Annotated in this window: 16 protein-coding genes; 11 read left to right on the top strand and 5 right to left on the bottom strand. The window is 57.9% G+C overall.

The window, feature by feature from the left end; genetic code table 11:
• The first annotated feature begins 45 nt into the window (after positions 1-45).
• The 5 genes from ACXAET_RS08755 to ACXAET_RS08735 all read left to right on the top strand — a co-directional run bounded on the left by ACXAET_RS08755 (position 46) and on the right by ACXAET_RS08735 (position 7,713).
• On the top strand, positions 46-756 hold the full coding sequence (locus tag ACXAET_RS08755) for a VIT1/CCC1 transporter family protein (protein WP_475183797.1): 711 nt from the start codon (positions 46-48) through the stop codon (positions 754-756).
• A gap of 65 nt (positions 757-821) precedes the next feature.
• Positions 822-3,509, top strand: a complete 2,688-nt coding sequence (locus ACXAET_RS08750) for a DUF2339 domain-containing protein (protein ID WP_475183796.1) — start codon at positions 822-824, stop codon at positions 3,507-3,509.
• A 163-nt stretch (positions 3,510-3,672) separates the two neighbouring features.
• Positions 3,673-6,633 carry an isoleucine--tRNA ligase gene (ileS, locus tag ACXAET_RS08745; RefSeq protein WP_475183794.1) on the top strand — a complete coding sequence of 987 codons (2,961 nt, stop codon included), beginning with the start codon at positions 3,673-3,675 and terminating at the stop codon, positions 6,631-6,633.
• 79 nt (positions 6,634-6,712) lie between these two features.
• Complete coding sequence (locus tag ACXAET_RS08740; protein WP_475183792.1) at positions 6,713-7,168, top strand: methylated-DNA--[protein]-cysteine S-methyltransferase; 456 nt, start codon at positions 6,713-6,715, stop codon at positions 7,166-7,168.
• Positions 7,169-7,245: 77 nt separating this feature from the next.
• Complete coding sequence (locus ACXAET_RS08735; RefSeq protein WP_475183791.1) at positions 7,246-7,713, top strand: hypothetical protein; 468 nt, start codon at positions 7,246-7,248, stop codon at positions 7,711-7,713.
• On the opposite strand, the gene ACXAET_RS08730 is transcribed toward ACXAET_RS08735, so the two are convergent.
• The 4 genes from ACXAET_RS08730 to fsa all read right to left on the bottom strand — a co-directional run bounded on the left by ACXAET_RS08730 (position 7,698) and on the right by fsa (position 11,067).
• Positions 7,698-8,411, bottom strand: a complete 714-nt coding sequence (locus ACXAET_RS08730) for a CDP-alcohol phosphatidyltransferase family protein (RefSeq protein ID WP_475183789.1) — start codon at positions 8,409-8,411, stop codon at positions 7,698-7,700. The two genes, ACXAET_RS08735 and ACXAET_RS08730, sit on opposite strands and share 16 nt — an antisense overlap.
• A gap of 180 nt (positions 8,412-8,591) precedes the next feature.
• Positions 8,592-9,512, bottom strand: a complete 921-nt coding sequence (locus ACXAET_RS08725) for a tyrosine recombinase XerC (protein WP_475183788.1) — start codon at positions 9,510-9,512, stop codon at positions 8,592-8,594.
• Positions 9,509-10,216, bottom strand: coding sequence for a DUF484 family protein (locus ACXAET_RS08720; RefSeq protein WP_475183786.1), 708 nt, complete (start codon positions 10,214-10,216; stop codon positions 9,509-9,511). The genes ACXAET_RS08725 and ACXAET_RS08720 overlap by 4 nt, the downstream gene beginning before the upstream one ends.
• Before the next feature lie 197 nt (positions 10,217-10,413).
• Positions 10,414-11,067, bottom strand: a complete 654-nt coding sequence (gene fsa, locus ACXAET_RS08715) for a fructose-6-phosphate aldolase (RefSeq protein WP_475183785.1) — start codon at positions 11,065-11,067, stop codon at positions 10,414-10,416.
• Between the two features lie 89 nt (positions 11,068-11,156).
• On the opposite strand from fsa, the gene ACXAET_RS08710 reads away from it, so the two are divergent.
• The 4 genes from ACXAET_RS08710 (at position 11,157) to ACXAET_RS08695 (ending at position 16,047) form a co-directional block, all read left to right on the top strand.
• Positions 11,157-13,352, top strand: a complete 2,196-nt coding sequence (locus tag ACXAET_RS08710) for a primosomal protein N' (protein ID WP_475183783.1) — start codon at positions 11,157-11,159, stop codon at positions 13,350-13,352.
• A gap of 74 nt (positions 13,353-13,426) precedes the next feature.
• Positions 13,427-14,659, top strand: coding sequence for an MFS transporter (locus ACXAET_RS08705; protein ID WP_475183782.1), 1,233 nt, complete (start codon positions 13,427-13,429; stop codon positions 14,657-14,659).
• Between the two features lie 66 nt (positions 14,660-14,725).
• The gene (locus ACXAET_RS08700) at positions 14,726-15,604 is read left to right on the top strand and encodes a 50S ribosomal protein L11 methyltransferase (RefSeq protein ID WP_475183780.1); all 879 of its coding nucleotides are present in this window, start codon (positions 14,726-14,728) and stop codon (positions 15,602-15,604) included.
• 98 nt (positions 15,605-15,702) lie between these two features.
• Positions 15,703-16,047 carry a hypothetical protein gene (locus ACXAET_RS08695; RefSeq protein WP_475183779.1) on the top strand — a complete coding sequence of 115 codons (345 nt, stop codon included), beginning with the start codon at positions 15,703-15,705 and terminating at the stop codon, positions 16,045-16,047.
• 92 nt (positions 16,048-16,139) lie between these two features.
• On the opposite strand, the gene ACXAET_RS08690 is transcribed toward ACXAET_RS08695, so the two are convergent.
• Positions 16,140-16,352 (bottom strand): DUF1127 domain-containing protein, encoded by a 213-nt coding sequence (locus ACXAET_RS08690; RefSeq protein ID WP_068337885.1) that lies wholly within the window; start codon positions 16,350-16,352, stop codon positions 16,140-16,142.
• A 334-nt stretch (positions 16,353-16,686) separates the two neighbouring features.
• On the opposite strand from ACXAET_RS08690, the gene ruvC reads away from it, so the two are divergent.
• Positions 16,687-17,184 (top strand): crossover junction endodeoxyribonuclease RuvC, encoded by a 498-nt coding sequence (ruvC, locus tag ACXAET_RS08685; RefSeq protein ID WP_475183777.1) that lies wholly within the window; start codon positions 16,687-16,689, stop codon positions 17,182-17,184.
• A complete protein-coding gene (ruvA, locus tag ACXAET_RS08680; RefSeq protein ID WP_068337662.1) occupies positions 17,181-17,858 on the top strand; it encodes a Holliday junction branch migration protein RuvA in 678 nt (225 codons plus the stop codon). The genes ruvC and ruvA overlap by 4 nt, the downstream gene beginning before the upstream one ends.
• Positions 17,859-17,871: the final 13 nt, after the last annotated feature.

Raw genomic sequence — 17,871 nt, 5'->3', positions numbered from 1 at the left:
AAGTCTTGTGGCCCGCTAAGATGCATAACACAGCCGGAGCCAGCGATGATCGACCACGGACACAGCCAGCAGGAAATCGCAGAACGGATCAATGCACCGCCGGGGCGCGGGGTTCTAAGAGACGTGGTTTATGGCGGCATTGACGGGTCCGTTACCACTTTTGCCATTGTCGCCGGGGTTGCTGGGGCAGGGTTGTCTCCGTTCATTATCGTGGCTCTGGGTTTGGCAAATGTGCTGGCCGACGGGTTTTCGATGGCTGCCGGGAATTATTCCGGCACCAAGGCCGAGCTGGACAATATCCGCCGTATCCGTGTCACCGAAGAACGTCATATCCGGCTGTATCCAGACGGCGAACGCCGCGAAGTGCGTGAGATACTGGCGCAAAAGGGGTTGACGGGCCGTGTTTTGGAAGAGGCCACAGATGCCATCACAGCCAACCATGACAATTGGATCAACCTGATGGTTGAGGGCGAGTATGGGTTGGGCAGCGTTGATCCCCACCCCCTGAAGGCGGCGATCGCGACGTTCCTGGCCTTTCTTTTTGCCGGTTTGGTGCCCTTGTTGCCGTTTTTGTTCTCGGTGGAAAACGCTTTTGTCGTCTCGGCCTGCATGACCATGTGCGTATTCTTCGCCATCGGTGCGTTCAAAAGCCACTGGTCCTTGTCGCCTTGGTGGCGTTCCGGCCTTGAAACCTTTGCGATCGGAGGTGTCGCAGCGTTGGTCGCCTTTTTTGTGGGATCTTTGTTCCATCCTTGACTGCCAACACTGTTGCAGGCCAAGCACCTAAGGTAGCCTGACGGGGCAACAACCCGGAGAACCCTGTGGAATCATTGTTAGTTCTGCTCGGACTGATTGTGCTGGCCATCCCGGTCACCATTCTCGTTCTATTGGTCAACCAAACACGCCTGCGCCGCCGGGTAGAGCACTTGGAGGCACAAATCCTCTCACTTGGTGGCGCGCTGCCAGAGCCAAAGAGCGTACAACCTAGTCAATCCACCGAAGCACCGGACAAGGCATCGAAGCCCGCCCCATGGGCCAAGCCCGAGGCTCCAACGGTTGAGCCTGCCGCTGAAAGAGCGCCGCCCGCAGCGGTTGTATTTCGCGAAGATCGCCTTGCGGCGCTCGGCTCCTGGCTTCGGGAAAACTGGTTTTACGCGGTGTCAGCCCTATCGCTGGCGCTGGCGGGGATTTTTCTGGTCCAATACGGCGTGGAGAGCGGCCTGCTGCCGCCATCTGCCCGCGTTGGTGCGGCCTTACTTTTTGGTGCAGCGCTGATCGCGGCCGGTGAGGTCATCAGGCGCAGATACGGTGATGACGAAACCTCGGCCACGGCCTATCTGCCGTCAGTTTTTTCCGGAGCCGGGCTGGTTACCCTGTTCGGAGGCGTGCTGGCTGCAAGGCAGCTTTATGATCTCATCGGTCCCGAAGCGGCGCTGGTCGCAATGGTCGCCATTGCATTGGTGGGTCTGGTGCTGGGTTGGTTTCACGGCCCCTTATTGGCTGCTGTCGGTTTGATCGGAGCGTTCTCTGCCCCTTTCGTAGTGGGCGGCGCGTCCGAGAACCCAAGCTGGCTGTATGCCTATTTCTTGATCGCCGCCACTTTGGGTCTGGGGATCGACACTGTGCGGCGCTGGGCGTGGATATCGGTATTGACGCTGTTCGGTGCCTATTCCGCTTGCTTGTTGCTGGTGCTGTCCGCGCCGTTGACCGAGGCCGCGTATCTGGTTTGTGTATCGGCACTGGCCGTGATCGCCATCGCTATTCCCGTCCACCGACTCTGGCCAAACCACGGCGGGGCGATGATCAGTTCAATTCTTCGGCGCAAGAAGGGGGACGCCTGGCCGGAATTCCCAACGCGATTGGGTTTTGCAGCGGTGGCTGTCAGCGCGGCCATTGTATCCCTGCACTGGCCGGATTCCTTGGGTGAGTTCTGGCTGGGCATTACCCTTCTGTCAGGGCTGACACTTGGGTTAATGGTCTGGGGACAGCGGGCCGAGGCGTTACAGGATGCAACCGCATTGCCCGCGCTTGGCCTCATCTGGTTTGTTTTGATGCACGGATGGGACAGCGGTATTGTGTTTCGCCAGTTTACCGAAACCTATGCCGAAACGGCTGAGGCTGACTACCCTTGGGTCGTTACTGTTCTGACTGTGCTGGGGGCCGTGGTTTCGCTGGCTGCGGCCTGGCGGTCGATGCGAGCGCGCAGCTACGCCGCGGTCTGGGCCGGTGCCGCGGTTGTTTTTGCGCCCGCCATGGCCATCGCGCTTGAGGTCGGTTGGCATCCTGCAACGGTTATCGGAGCGTACCCCTGGGCGCTGCACGCGATTGCGCTGGGCGTGTTGATGGTCGCCTTTGCCGAACGGTTTGCGCGTGTTGACGGCGAAAACCGCATGCGCCCTGCGCTGGCCACGTTGTCAGCCTTGTCCTGCCTGACCTTTGCCTGCGTCATTGTACTAAGCTCGGCGGCGTTGACGATTGCTTTGGTCGCTATGGTGGTTGTTGCTGCCGCCTTGGACCGGAAGTTTACCCTGCCGCCGATGGCCTGGTTCATCTGGGCAGGCGTCTTTGCCATAACAGTGCGGTTGGTGCTGAACCCTGGCCTTGATTGGGCCGGTACGGCGCCGATCATCGAAATGGTGCTCGTGTACAGCGTGGCGACAGTTGGCTTTGTGTTCGGATGGATGCTGCTTTGGCCCATGGATCGTCCTGTCGCGAAACTTCTGCTTGAAAGCGCAGCCTGGGCGACCGGAGGCATTCTTTTGTCCCTGTTGTTGGAGCGCTGGCTGCAAAGCTTTGGCGAAGGCAACGCCACCAACAGTCATTGGGGGCTGAGCCTGTTGGCGATCATCTGGTTGCTGTTGGCTTTTGCGCAGGTGCAGAGGTTCGAACTGGGCGGCAAGCTGAACTATGCCCGGTATCTGCTGGCCATTTTCTTTGCCGGGCACGGGATGTTGCGGCTGGGGCAAGCATTGTTTGACGCAAACCCGTTGCTCAACCCGGTTGCGCCACCGGTTCTGGGTCCGCCGGTGCTGAACACGTTGGCAGTGGCCTATCTGATGCCCGCACTGGCCATCGGTTTTTCGGTCTGGCGTATTCACGGGGCTCCGCTTTGGATCAAGCGGGCAAGCTGGGGGGTGGCAGGTGTCTTGGCGAGTATCTGGCTAGGGTTGATGATCCGCCACATCTGGCAGGGAGCAGGGGGAATGTTCGAAGGCAACGGTGTCACCCAGCCCGAGCTTTACACCTATACAATGGCTTTGCTGGTGATCGGTGCGGTGCTGTTCTACCAGTCGCTTGCGCGCCGCTCGGATGTGATGCGTAAGGCGGGGCTTGCGGTCATCGGACTGGCCGTGGCCAAGGTGTTCCTGATCGATATTGCGGGGCTGGGCGGGCTGATCCGGGTGTTCTCGCTGCTGGCTTTGGGTCTGGCGCTGGCGGGCTTGGCGTGGCTGAACCGATGGGCCAAGCTGCGCCATTCGCCGCATTTGGCGGAACCTCTGGACCATTAGGCGCGGGCGTCTTATAAGCCCGCCATGCTTGACCGTATGGCCATCATTATTCGAATTATATCCCCGGCGCTCTGACCCTCTGAGACGCCGGGCAAAGGTGTTTGAGACTTCGCACCGACCGCTTCGATCCTAGTACGACCAGATCATCCAAAGGACGCCCCCAATGTGCGCCGACACGATCCAGACACCTGACTACAAAGACACGCTGAACCTGCCCAAGACCGACTTTCCCATGCGCGCCGGATTGCCCAAGCGCGAACCCGCATGGCTGGAACGGTGGGAGACCATCGGCGTCTACGACCGACTGCGCGAGAAAGAAGGCCGTACGCCCTTTACCCTGCACGATGGCCCGCCCTATGCCAACGGCCACCTGCATATCGGCCACGCGCTGAATAAGACGATCAAGGATATGATCGTACGCAGCCATCAGATGATGGGTTTCGACGCGCGTTACGTGCCCGGCTGGGATTGCCACGGCTTGCCCATCGAATGGAAGATCGAAGAGCAGTACCGCAAGAAAGGCAAGAACAAGGATGAGGTGAACATCGTCGACTTCCGTCAGGAGTGCCGCAAGTTCGCCGAAGGGTGGATCGACATCCAGCGCGAAGAATTTAAGCGTCTGGGAATCACCGGCAACTGGGCCGACCCCTACATCACCATGGACTATCACGCCGAGGCCGTGATCGCGGACGAGTTCATGAAGTTCCTGATGAACGGCACGCTCTATCAGGGCTCGAAGCCAGTGATGTGGTCGCCCATCGAGAAAACCGCTCTGGCAGAGGCCGAGGTCGAGTATCACGACAAGGACAGCTTCACCATCTGGGTGAAGTTCAAGGTATTGATCAATGAAACTACGCCTCAGGTCACGGGCAAAGTGGGGCAAGTGCAACCACTTAGCGATCTTGACGGATCTTATGTTGTAATCTGGACGACAACCCCTTGGACCATGCCGTCGAACAAGGCAGTGGTGTACGGCAACGACATCTCGTATGGCCTGTACGAAGTCACCGGCGCGCCGGATGAATGCTGGGCCAATGTGGGTGACAGGTTCCTGCTGGCGGACAATCTGGCCGCTGATGTTCTGGGCCGTGCGCGCCTGAACGACGATCAGTGGACCCGCGTCCGTGACGTGACCACCGATGAGCTGGCGGGCGTTAAACTGACTCACCCGCTGGCCGGGGCCGAAGGCGGCAACGGAGAATGGGACGATATCCGCGACTTCCGCGCCGCTGACTTCGTGACCGACACCGAAGGGACCGGGTTCGTCCACTGTGCGCCCTCGCACGGGATGGAGGAGTTCGAACTGTACCGCGATCTGGGCATGTTGGAACAGGTCATCACCTATAACGTGATGGACGATGGCTCGTTCCGCGCCGATCTGCCGTTCTTTGGTGGCAAATACATCCTGTCCCGCAAGGGTGGCGAGGGCGACGCGAACAAAGCTGTCATCGACAAGTTGGTCGAGGTCGGGGGTCTGCTGGCACGTGGCAAGATAAAGCACAGCTATCCGCATTCCTGGCGCTCGAAAGCTCCGATCATCTATCGCAATACGCCGCAGTGGTTTGCATCCGTTGACCGCAAGTTGAACGACGGCATGGGCGAGATGGGCGATACCATCCGCGAACGTGCGTTGCGGTCCATCGACGAACTGGTGAAATGGACACCGAAAACCGGTCGTAACCGCCTGTATTCCATGATCGAAGCGCGCCCGGACTGGGTTCTGTCCCGCCAGCGCGCTTGGGGCGTGCCGCTGACCTGCTTCACCAAGAAAGGCGCCTTGCCCACCGACGCGGATTACCTGCTGCGCAACGAAACACTCAACGCCCGTATCAAAGCGGCTTTCGAGAAAGACGGCGCGGATATCTGGTACACCGATGGCTTCAAAGAGCAGATGTTGGACGGCATTGCCAACCCAGACGATTACGATCAGGTCTTCGACGTGCTGGACGTGTGGTTTGACTCGGGTTCGACGCACGCCTTTGTTCTGCGCGACCGCGAGGACGGCACAGAAGACGGTATCGCCGACGTCTATATGGAGGGCACCGACCAGCACCGCGGATGGTTCCATTCCTCAATGCTGCAAGCCTGCGGCACCAAGGGGCGTGCGCCGTATCGCAACGTTATTACGCACGGCATGACGCTGGATGAAAAGGGCATGAAAATGTCAAAGTCCATCGGCAATACCATCGTGCCGGAGGAAGTGATAAAGCAATACGGTGCGGACATCCTGCGCCTGTGGGTGGCACAAACCGACTATACAACCGATCAGAGGATCGGGCCTGAGATTCTGAAAGGTACCGCCGACAGCTATCGCCGTCTGCGCAACACCATGCGGTTCATGTTGGGCTCGCTGGCTGATTTCACCGAAGCGGACCGCGTCGCACCCGAAGATATGCCGCGCCTTGAGCGCTGGGTGCTCAGCCGTCTGGCCGATCTGGATGCACAAGTGCGCAACGGCTATGCTGCGTTTGACTTCCAAGGTGTGTTCAGCGCCATCTTCACCTTTGCAACGGTCGATCTGTCGTCCTTCTACTTCGATGTGCGCAAAGATGCATTGTACTGCGACGGTGACACCCTGCGCCGCCGATCCGCGCGTACCGTTCTCGATATCCTGTTCCACCGACTGACGACATGGTTGGCCCCGGTCTTGGTATTCACCATGGAAGAGGTCTGGTTGGAGCGTTTTCCAGGCAGTGACAGCTCGGTTCATCTGGTGGACTTCCCGGATACGCCAGCAGACTGGCGGGATACCAACCTTGAAGCCAACATGGCCAAGGTCCGCCGCGTCCGTCGCGTCGTTACCGCTGCGCTTGAGATTCAGCGTCAGGACAAGGTCATCGGGTCCAGCCTTGAGGCCGCCCCGATCGTCCATGTTGAGGAAGGCGACACGCGCGACTTGCTGGCAACCTTCGACGTGGATGACATGTGCATCACTTCGGGTTTGACCGTCACCGGAGACCCGGCCCCGGCCGAAGCGTTTCGCGTTCCGGAAATCGAAGGCGTATCAGTAGTCTTTGAAAAGGCGGTGGGCGAAAAATGCCAGCGTTGCTGGAAGATTTTGCCCGATGTGGGCCTGCATGCACATGCGGGCGTCTGCAAACGCTGCGATGTGGCATTGGGCTAACCTTTTAAACCCCTGGCACGCCGCCGGGGGTTTTCTTTCATCGCTTGCGTTGACGGTGGTGATCTGGAACGTTGCGCTCATGCCGATGATCGCCGTTGATACTCAGTTTGGTCGCCTTGGGGTCGAAGAAACCGACGGCGCAATCACACGCCTTGTATGGGGCGGCCGGAACGAGGGGCCGGAAACACATTTGCTGCAAGAAGCCGCGGCGCAGTTGATGGCTTATGATCAGGGGCGGCTGGACAAGTTCGATCTGCCGTATCATGTCGCCGGATCAGCGTTTCAGCAACAAGTCTGCGACCTGATGTATGCTATTCCAAAGGGCTATACCCGCACCTACGGTGATATCGCCAAAGAGCTTGGTCAGCCGGCGCAACCTGTGGGGCAGGCTTGCGGGGCAAATCCAATCCCGGTGATTATCCCGTGCCATCGCGTGTTGGCCGCCAACGGGCTTGGCGGCTTTTCCGGTGACGGCGGGATCGAAACCAAGGTTGCCCTGCTGCGTCATGAACAGGCGGCTGGCCTGTTGATCTGAAAAGACGGATTTCTGTTGCAATCAAGCTGGTTGAGGCTCAACCTGTCTCTGATGCAGAATTCAAAGGATCGTATTGAATGACCGCCCAATCAGACCCGGCTGCCCGCAAAAAGGCCATCATCGACCGATTGATGTCATTGGAAGCGCAGGAACTGGCGACTGCGCAGGCCCACTACGACGCATTTCTCAAAGACTCTCAGTTAGATGACCGGGAAGGGCATGACAAGGACGACATCGCCGCTTCGCGCGAGAATGCGGATTTGGCGGCGGCTTTCGACGCACCTGTTCACGCACATCACGCCAAGATCGACGTCATCGAAAACACAGATTTCAGCATAACGGATACCGTGCAGCCCGGCGCGGTGGTCAAGTTCAACAACCGGCGCTTTGTTGTTTGCGTTTCAACCACGCGATTTGATGTGGATGGAAAAACCTATATGGGAATTTCAACCCAAAGCCCAATTTATCTGGCCATGGCCGGTCTGCAAGAGGGCGAGGTTTTTACTCATAACGGCAGCGAGTTCGAGGTTCAGGAGGTTCTGTAGTCCGCGCTCTTGCGTTGTGGAATGATTTGCTGCGCAATCCCTGCGAAAACCAGATAAAGGCTGGTAATCACCAAACCCCAATGGGCCCAGCTTTCCGGGTGGAAATCAACCCAAGCCGCCCAACCTGCAAAGAACGTCCACGCGAAGGCAATGGGCAGCGATACGTTGCGCCATCTTTTGGTTCGTACCGGGTGGATGAACTTCAACGGCAGGAACATCGCCAGCGATAGCAGTGAAACCAGCAGCAATATGACCCAGAAATTAGGTTCCAGCGCGAAAATCACGATGACGACCATATTCCAGCACCCGGGAAACCCGGAAAAGGACTTATCCTTTGTTTTCATCCGGGTGTCGGCGAAGTACATGGCGCTGGCAAAGGTGATGACGATGATGGCGACCCATCCAGTCCAGCCATCCATCAATCCCGATTTGAACAGCGCAAACGCTGGGATAAACACGTAGGTCAGATAATCGATTATCAGGTCCAGAAGCTCTCCGTCGAATTCCGGCGCGTTTTTCTTGACATGGTAGTGTCGCGCAAGCGGGCCATCGATGCCGTCAACGACGAATGAAACCACCAGCCACAGGTACATCAGGCTCCATTTTTCATCGACAGCGGCCAGCATGGCCAACATTGCAAAAACGGCGCCTGTCGCCGTGAAGAGATGGACGGAAAGTGCTTTGAATCTGAGTGTCATGGGGGTGTCATGGACGATGCGTGAAGCAGATGCAAAGCAAAAAGCCCCAGATTGCCAGCCTTATAAGAACAGGTGTGAAAATTGGTCACTCAAACTTGGTTGTCTGGCTGTTACCTTGGCGTTTCAGGGCAAAATCGCGCGATTTAGGCGGCGGCTTTTTTCAGGGACCTGCTTGAAAACTCAGGCCTTTGGGTGCGCGCGGTTGTAAACATCCATCAACCGTGCGGTGTCGACTGCGGTATAGGTCTGGGTTGTGGACAACGACGCATGGCCCAGCAATTCCTGAATGGCACGCAGATCACCGCCAGCAGATAAAAGATGCGTGGCAAAACTGTGCCTCAAGGCGTGCGGGGTAGCCGTTGCGGGCAGACCAAGTTGCATCCGCGCTTTTGCCATAACCCCTTGGATAGCACGTGGGTTCAACGGACCACCGCGCACGCCGCGAAACAGTGCTTTGTCAGCGGTTTGCGTGTAAGGGCACAGCTTCAGGTACCGGTCCACTGCCGCGCGTGCAGCGGGCAGGACAGGGACGATCCGTTCTTTGTTGCCTTTACCAACAATGCGCAAGGTTTCAGGCAATGGTGCGTCGGTCCCGGTCAGGGAAAGCGCCTCGGAGATGCGCAGCCCGCAGCCGTAAAGAAGCGTGACAACGGCAACATCGCGGGCCGAAATCCAATCGTTTGCCGATTGCACCTCGACCGTTTCGATCATGGCGCGAGCGGCATCTTCGGCCAACGGTCGCGGCAGTTTCCTGGTGAACTTTGGTGCGCGGGTCGACAGGACGGCGGTGGGCTCAAACCCTTCACGCTCGGACAGCCAGCGGTAGAAGCTTTTCACCGCCGAGAGTTTGCGCGCCAGTGAACGAGCACCAACCCCTGAGGCCCGCTGATCCGCCATCCACGCACGCATGTCTGACACGGTGATCCGTGCCAGCGCCGCAAGGCCCTGCCGATCGCTGTGATGCAGGGTCATGAACGCTAGAAATTCTGTCACGTCACCGTTATATGCGGTCTTCGTGTTTTTCGACCGCCCGGCCAAGGCGCCCAAGCTGTCCAGCCACAGCTGTAACGCATCACGGCAAGCTGGTGAAATCAGGCTCACGACAGCCAGTGGCGCATCGACCGTTCAAACACGCCAGCAAAGAACGACAGAAGATCAGTACCAAGTTGCGGGGTGAAGTGGTTGGCATCCTTGGCGCCCATTGCGATCATGCCGGGTAGGCGACCCTCACCCAGATCAAGCTTCAGGCAGGCTTCAGACTTGATTTGGCTGGCATTGAGGCCAAAAATCCGAGGGCTGGGTTGTTGCACTTGACGCAGAACGACGTCACGCACAGGACCGCCGCGATCCTTGCTGAGATAAGTGTCGATCACACCGGGTTCGACCACGTTCAGAACGCCACCCAGTTTTTCGATTGCCGGGTCTTCCTGAATAACCGTGGATTCCAGAACCAACGTGATTTGGTCAACGCGCAGTATCTCGGCTACGCCATTGCCAAGCGTCTGCAGGAAGTCTTCGAACTCTACCGGCTCCAGCAGGCGCAGAATGGCGCGCTGTACTTGGTTGGTACCGGCCAGATTTTCATACGCTGCAGCAATGACTGAGCGGTGCGTGTCTTCAAGCCGATCCAGTCGCGCCTCAAGCCGCTGCATGGCGATGCCCCGCAAGTCGATAACGTTGGCACCGCGTGCGTGTTCGTTTGCGGCCACCAGTGCCTGCATCAAATCCTTGTCGTCCAGCACGGCGTCCGGCTCGGCCAGAATCGCGGCGCGGAGATTGTCCTTGAGTTTTGTGTTGCTGCTCATGTCCCGTCCGGTCTTTTTTTGTTGGCAGGTTTATAACATGAGATGTCGATTTTGCCTTGGAAAAAATGCAGGCAAAATCGGATTTTAAGCTGGTATGTGTTGCCAAGGCTCCCGCCTGCAAAATCCTGATCAAAAGATCAGGTTTTGCAGTTGGGCCCGGCGCGGCGCCTGACAGCGCCGCGCGGCCGCGCCAAAAATCAGAGGATTTTCTGACCGGTCTTTGCCCAATCAGACAGAAAGCTTTCCAAACCCTTATCCGTCAGCGGGTGGTCAGCCAGTTTTTTGATGACACCCGGCGGGGCGGTGATCACGTCCGCACCAATGCGTGCGCTGTCCGTCACATGATTCACAGTGCGGATTGATGCTGCGAGGATTTCGGTTTCAAACCCGTAGTTGTCATAGACCTGTCGGATGTCCGCGATCAGTTCCATGCCGTCGAGGTTGATATCGTCCAAACGACCTATGAAGGGCGAGATGAAAGTTGCGCCCGCCTTGGCTGCCAGAATCGCCTGGTTGACCGAAAAGCACAGCGTGACATTGACCATCTGACCTTCGTCGCTGAGGGTCTTACAGGTTTTCAGACCAGCCCAGGTCAGCGGCACTTTTACGGCTATATTTGGCGCGATTTTGGCCAGCTTGCGGCCTTCGGCGATCATGTCCTCGGCCTCGGTCGCGACTACTTCGGCGGAAACGGGGCCGTCGACGAGATCACAGATCTCTTTGGTCACTTCCAGAATATCGCGGCCTGATTTCAGGATCAGCGAAGGGTTAGTGGTCACGCCGTCCACCATTCCCAGGTCGTTCAGTTCAGCGATGGCGTCGATCTCGGCTGTGTCTACGAAGAATTTCATGAGGGCAGTCCTTTGATGGGTTGGCCTTGGTCGCGGATGGCTTTACCCCAAAGGAAGACATGCTGAAACCCCCTTGCCTAGGATATGCGGTGAGCACTCAGGAGTATTTCGACCACGGAGAACTGGTGGCGGTGCTGACAACGCAGCCGCTGGACCGGACGCTGGATTACAAATCGCCCGAGGGTGGTTGTTTCCTGGGTGCCTTTGTCGAGGTGCCATTGGGGCCGCGCAAGGTGCTGGGCGTGGTCTGGGGGCCGGGGCAGGGTGGCTTTGACCTGGCCAAGGCGCGTTCGGTGATCCGGGTGCTTGAGGTCGCGCCGATGCGCGAAGAGATGCGGGTTTTCCTGGGGAAAGTTGCGGATTACACGCTGACGCCAATGCCTGCAATGTTGCGTTTGGCGACGCGGGCGCCGGGTCTGGGTGACCCGCCATCGATGCGGAAAATTTACCGGTTGGGGCAGGCTCAGCCGGATCGGATGACCGACGCGCGGACCCGCGTGCTTGGGGTGTTGCAGGACTACGGCGGGCTGGCGTTCACGCTGAAGGAATTGGCCGAACAGGCGGGGGTGACGTCTTCGGTTGTGAAAGGGCTGGTCAAGCAGGGGGCCGTGCGCGAAGAGGACAGCCCCCGCGATCTGCCCTATCCGCATCTGGACCCGGATTTGCCGGGTAAGGCGTTGACCGGGGATCAGGCAGAGGCAGTTGCCAAACTGCAGGCAGGCCAGCGGACCGGCGATTACGGCACAACACTGCTGAAAGGCGTGACCGGATCAGGCAAGACCGAAGTGTACCTTGAGGCCGTGGCCGAAGCGCTGCGCATGGGGCGGCAGGCGCTGGTTTTGTTGCCGGAAATTGCGCTGACTGCGGAATTCCTGACGCGCGTCGAGGCAAGATTTGGTGCGCGCCCGGCCGAGTGGCATTCAGGCGCAACCATGACCGAACGCCGTCGGGTCTGGCGTATGGTCGGGCAGGGTGATGCACAACTGGTGGTAGGAGCGCGGTCGGCCTTGTTCCTTCCGTTTCGCGATCTTGGCCTTGTCGTTGTCGATGAGGAACATGATACCTCGTACAAACAGGAAGACGGGGTGCATTACAGCGCCCGTGATATGGCGGTTCTGCGTTCTGCCATTTGCGGCGCGCGGGTGATCCTTGCCAGTGCAACGCCATCGCTTGAAAGCTGGGCCAATGCCGAAGCCGGAAAGTATGACCGTATTGACTTGACCTCGCGGTTTGGTGCGGCAGTGCTGCCCGAGATGAACGCCATAGACATGCGGGCCGAGCAAATGCAGCCTGGAACGTGGATTTCACCGTCCCTGCGGCAGGCGGTTCTGCAGCGGATCGAAAAGGGTGAGCAGTCGCTGCTATTTATAAACCGACGTGGCTATGCGCCCGTGACGCTGTGCCGGGCATGCGGTGAGCAGATCGCCTGCGACCATTGCGATGCCCGAATGGTTGAACATCGGTTTCTTAAACGTCTGATGTGCCATCAATGCGGAGAAACCAAACCGATGCCCGATGTGTGTCCCTCTTGCGGGGTCGAGGGCAAACTGGCTCCGATCGGGCCCGGGATCGAGCGGTTGGCAGAAGAGGCTGAGGCAACCTTTCCCGATGCGAAAATCGCGATGCTGAGCTCTGATCTGTTTGGATCTGCGCGCGCGCTGAAAGCCAAGATCGAAGAAATTGCCCAGGGCGATGCGGATATTATCATCGGTACGCAACTTGTGGCCAAGGGGCACAATTTTCCCAAGCTGACACTGGTGGGTGTTATTGACGCGGATCTCAGCCTTCACGGGGCCGACTTACGCGCGGCTGAGCGGACATTCCAACTGATGCGGCAAGTTGCGGGGCGGGCTGGCCGGGCAGACAAGCCAGGGCAGGCTTTATTGCAGACGTTTCAGCCGGAACACCCTGTGATCCGGGCCATTTTGTCGGGTGATGAAGAAGGGTTTTGGAAAACCGAGGCCGCTGGACGACAAGCTGCAGGCGTACCGCCTTACGGACGAATGGCCGGGATCGTACTGTCCGGGCCAGAGGTCGGACCGGTCTTTGACATCGGCAACACCTTGGCCCGAAACGATGCGCCCCTGCGCGAAATCGGAGCGCAAGTCTTTGGACCTGCTCCTGCCCCAATTGCGCGTATTCGTGGCCGGCATCGTGTGCGTTTGTTGGTCAAGGCACCCAAGGGAGCACCTATTCAAGACGCGATCACACGCTGGATCAATCCGCTACGCCTGAAAGGTGACATACGCCTGACCGTGGACATCGACCCACAGAGTTTTTACTGACCCTGCGCCAATGCAGGGCGCTTGTGCGCGGCTTCCTTCTCGCCAAACTGAAAAAATGGGCGTAGAGGGGGTGCATGTTTAAACCCATGCCACTCTCTGAGGCGCAGAGCCTGCCGTTCTGGCGACGTCCTGTGACGTTGTTGTTCATGATGGCATTGACCATGCCCATCGCGTTCAATGGGTGGAGCGCCCTGCTGAACAACTTTGTGATCGAGGTGGCGAATTTTGACGGCGCGGATATCGGCCTGCTGCATACGGTTCGTGAGATCCCCGGATTTCTGGCCGTTGGCGTGATCGCCGTGATCATCTTCGTCCGCGAGCAGGTTCTGGCGATGATTTCGCTGATGATGCTTGGGGTGGCGACGGCAGTGACTGCGTGGTTCCCTAGCCTTGGTGGATTGCTGTTCGTCACGCTGTTCAGTTCGATCGGTTTTCACTACTACGAGACGGTAAACCAATCGCTGCAGTTGCAATGGCTGCCAAAAGACCGTGCCCCACAGATACTTGGGTGGCTGGTGGCCATGGGATCGGCGGCGACGGCTGTGGTTTATGGCTTGATCGTGCTGACCTGGGACCGGTTCGACCTGTCGTACAATGTCGTTTTCATGGCTGCCGGAGGGGTGACTACCCTGCTCGCTCTGTTTTGTCTGTTCGCCTATCCGCAGTTTAATGCGCCGACGCCGCAGACTAAGAAACTCATCCTGCGCAAACGGTATTGGTTGTATTACGCGCTGCAGTTTATGGCCGGAGCCCGGCGCCAGATCTTCGTTGTTTTCGCGGGCTTCATGATGGTCGAGAAATTCGGCTTTCAGGTCCATGAGTTGACTAGCCTTTACCTGATCAACCTCATGATCAACATGGCCGCCGCACCTTTGTTGGGCAAAGCTGTTGCCATGTTTGGTGAACGCCGAACGCTTATATTTGAATATACTGGCCTTGCGATCGTCTTCGCGGCCTATGGTGGCATCTACTGGTTCGGCTGGGGCGTAGTGCTGGCGGCGATCCTATACGTGATCGACCACGTTCTGTTCGCGCTGGCATTGGCTTTGAAAACCTATTTCCAGAAAATCGCGGATCCCGCAGATATTGCGCCCACAGCGGCCGTGGCATTTACCATCAATCACATTGCTGCGGTGTTTTTGCCTGCCTTGCTCGGCCTGCTTTGGGTCGTGTCCCCCGGTGCGGTTTTTGGCTTGGCTGCGGCGATGGCCATCGTGTCGTTACTGCTGTCGATGTTAATTCCACGTCACCCCGAGCCGGGCAATGAAACAATTCTGTCAAAATACGCACCGGCCCCGGCGGAATAGCGGGCAGAGCTTGACCTTGGCTGGCACACATCCTAGGCGCTGTCTCAACTGAGACAGGAGGCCGAAATGCCCACATTCACCGCGCTTACGACGCTGAAAGGCAAGAAAGCCGCCGACAGTTTGGGTGAAGCGATGGAGCGTCTGAACCCCGAACCCACGGGTGTCGGCGTTTTCGAGGTCGAAGATGGCTCGGGCCTTTGGGAAGTTGGTGGCTATTTCACAGAGGCTCCGGATGAAGCGGCGTTGGCCGTTCTGGCTGTTGCGTTCGAAGCAAAGCCGTTTGTGGTGTCGGAACTGCCCGAGACCGATTGGGTGGCCCATGTGCGCCGCGAATTGGCCCCGGTCGAGGCGGGGCGGTTCTTTGTGTACGGAAGCCATGATGCCGAAAAACTGCCCGAAGGGCGCATCCCGCTGCTGATCGAGGCCGCGATGGCCTTTGGCACAGGACACCACGGCACGACATTGGGATGCCTCAAGGCGCTGGATTACCTGCTGGATACGGGGTTCTCGGCGACCAAAGTGGCCGATATCGGATGCGGCACTGCTGTTCTGGCCATGGCCGCAGCGCGGGTTTGGGATGGCGATATCATCGCAAGTGACATCGATCAGGTCGCCGTGGATGTGGCGGAGGCTAACCTCAAGGCCAATGACATGGCCGGACAGGTCCACTGCGTAGAAGCTGCTGGTTTCGACCATCCAGACTTGCAGGCGCGTGCGCCTTACGATTTGATTTTTGCGAACATTCTAAAAGGTCCTCTTGTCGCATTGTCCCCCGAAATCGCAGCGAATCTGAGGGGCGGTGGATACGCGATCTTGTCGGGAATCCTCAACGAACAGGCCGATGACGTGATATCGGTTTATCTTCAAAATGGGTTCAATCTTATTAAAAACGATAAGATTGGTGAGTGGACAACGCTGATATTAAGCAAACAGGGCTTAAATTAGACCATTTGCAGGAGTTTCGTGGATTCTTGCCTCTATTTTGTCGCAATCTGTAACTACCGTCTTTACGTGGTTACGGGGGCGGTTTTTTGGAGGCTGCCATGACGGGAAAACAACTGGAATTTGATCGGCGCATTCATCGCCTGAACAAGAAACACGCAAAGCTCAGCCGGGGCTATCGCGCCACGATGCGCAAAGATGGTCTTGTCGTGATGAAACCGCAGCGGGTCCGTTCGGCTGTTCCGGCAAAGTTGCTTTTGATCTGTCTTGCGGGATTGTTCGCGTTCAAAGTCTTTTTGATGAGCAGCTTGGGCTCATCGGCCTATCAGTATCGCGTTGATAACCTGGCATTGGGAACGCCTGTTGAAAAAGCCGGTGCCTGGGTGATGCAAATCGATCCTGTGTCAGCGTTCCTTGCAACGCAGATCAACAGTTTCATAAACTAAGCCTCAACGGCTTTCGCAAAAAACGCCGCGCATTGCGGGATGCGCGGCGTTCTGTTTCGCCCCTTGTGGAGCGAGAGAGTGGTAAATTCGTCTTAGCGGCGACCCTCAGCCACGACGTCAATATCGCCACGGCAAAGGCCGATATCGTCCAGCTCGCGATCCGTCAGACCGCTTAGCGTGTTGCGGGTCACACGGGCGTCATTCCATTCGACAACGGCGTTAACAACCGATGCAAATGTTGCGCCGATACGGCCAACGAGGCCGAACGAGCCAGTGGTGGCGCGGGTAGTGTCCAGTGCAGCCATATCCTGTTTCCTTCTGTCTTAAGTTTAGGTCTTAACCGTCCAATCTGAGCGGCATCTAGTGTCGTCAAAATCGCTTAGCAAGTGCAAAAATTGCATGTGTCCTATGCAGTTTTTGCAATGCCCGATTTTCTCTAATTTCCCTTAATTTATTGGTCATTTTGCCTTCATAAATCGTGTCGATTTCAGACTTTTCGCTGTCGCAAACAGGCCGTTCTGTCGTTGGTGAGACAAGCGTGTCGTTTTCGGATAACGAGTCAAATTGCTTGGAAAATGTTCATGCTTCGTGCTATCCGGAAACAAAGGTCACAAAAACCCGAGCAGACCGAGGCATAACATGCGAATTCTGGGCATTGATCCGGGGCTTAGAACCCTGGGGTGGGGCGTCATCGAATCGCACGGCAGCCGTCTGAGTCATGTTGCCAACGGCTTGTGCAAATCGGATGGTGACGATCTGGGCGAGCGATTGCTGTCCCTGCATAACCAAATTATCGAGGTCATTGCCGAGCATCGACCGGATCAGGCGGCTATCGAACAGACCTTTGTGAACAAGGATGGCGCGGGTACGCTAAAGCTGGGTCAGGCGCGGGGCGTGGCGTTGCTCACCTTGGCCAAGGCAGGTTTGCCAGTGGGTGAGTATGCCCCCAATCGGGTAAAGAAGACGGTTGTGGGCGTCGGTCACGCCGAAAAAGAGCAGGTTCTTCACATGGTCAAACTGCAATTGCCGGGTTGCCAACCCAAAGGGGCGGACGCTGCGGATGCACTGGCGATTGCCATCTGTCATTCTTATTACGGTGCAGCGCCACAGGCGCGGATCAAAGAGGTAAAGGCATGATCGGGAAATTGACGGGACGGCTGGATTACCGCGCAGCGGATCACGTGCTGATCGATGTGCGCGGTGTCGGCTATATCGTCTATTGCTCGGACCGGACGATGGCGGCCTTGCCGGGTGTGGGTGAGGCTGTATCGATCTACACCGATATGGTCGTGCGCGAGGATCTGATGCAGCTTTACGGCTTCCTGTCGCTGGTAGAGAAAGAATGGCACCGGCTGCTATGCTCGGTTCAGGGCGTCGGGGCCAAAGTATCACTGGCCATCCTGTCGGCGCTTGGGCCGGATGGGGTAAGCCGGGCCATCGCGCTGGGCGACTGGGGTGCCGTCAAGGCGGCCAAGGGGGTCGGGCCCAAGACGGCGCAACGGATTGTACTGGACCTTAAGGACAAAGCCCCGGGTGTAATGGCAATGGGTGGGACTGTGACTGAGGCGATGGAGGGGCCAGAGCTGGATGTTGTCGACCTGACCGAACCAACCGCCGCGCCAAAGCGAGCGGCGAAGGCGGTTTCGGGCGCTGCGGCGGCCTCGGCCGGGGCGCTTTCGGCGCTTGGCAATTTGGGTTACGGACCTTCAGATGCGGCCTCTGCAGTGGCCGAAGCAGCGGCCAGCCAGCCCGATGCGGGTGAGGCCGATCTAATCCGGGCTGCGCTGAAGCTGCTTGCGCCGAAAAGCTGAATGAGAGGGTGAT

This window comes from Ruegeria sp. AWH4_226, from assembly GCF_056159225.1.
This window is presented reverse-complemented; position numbering and strand designations above follow the sequence as displayed.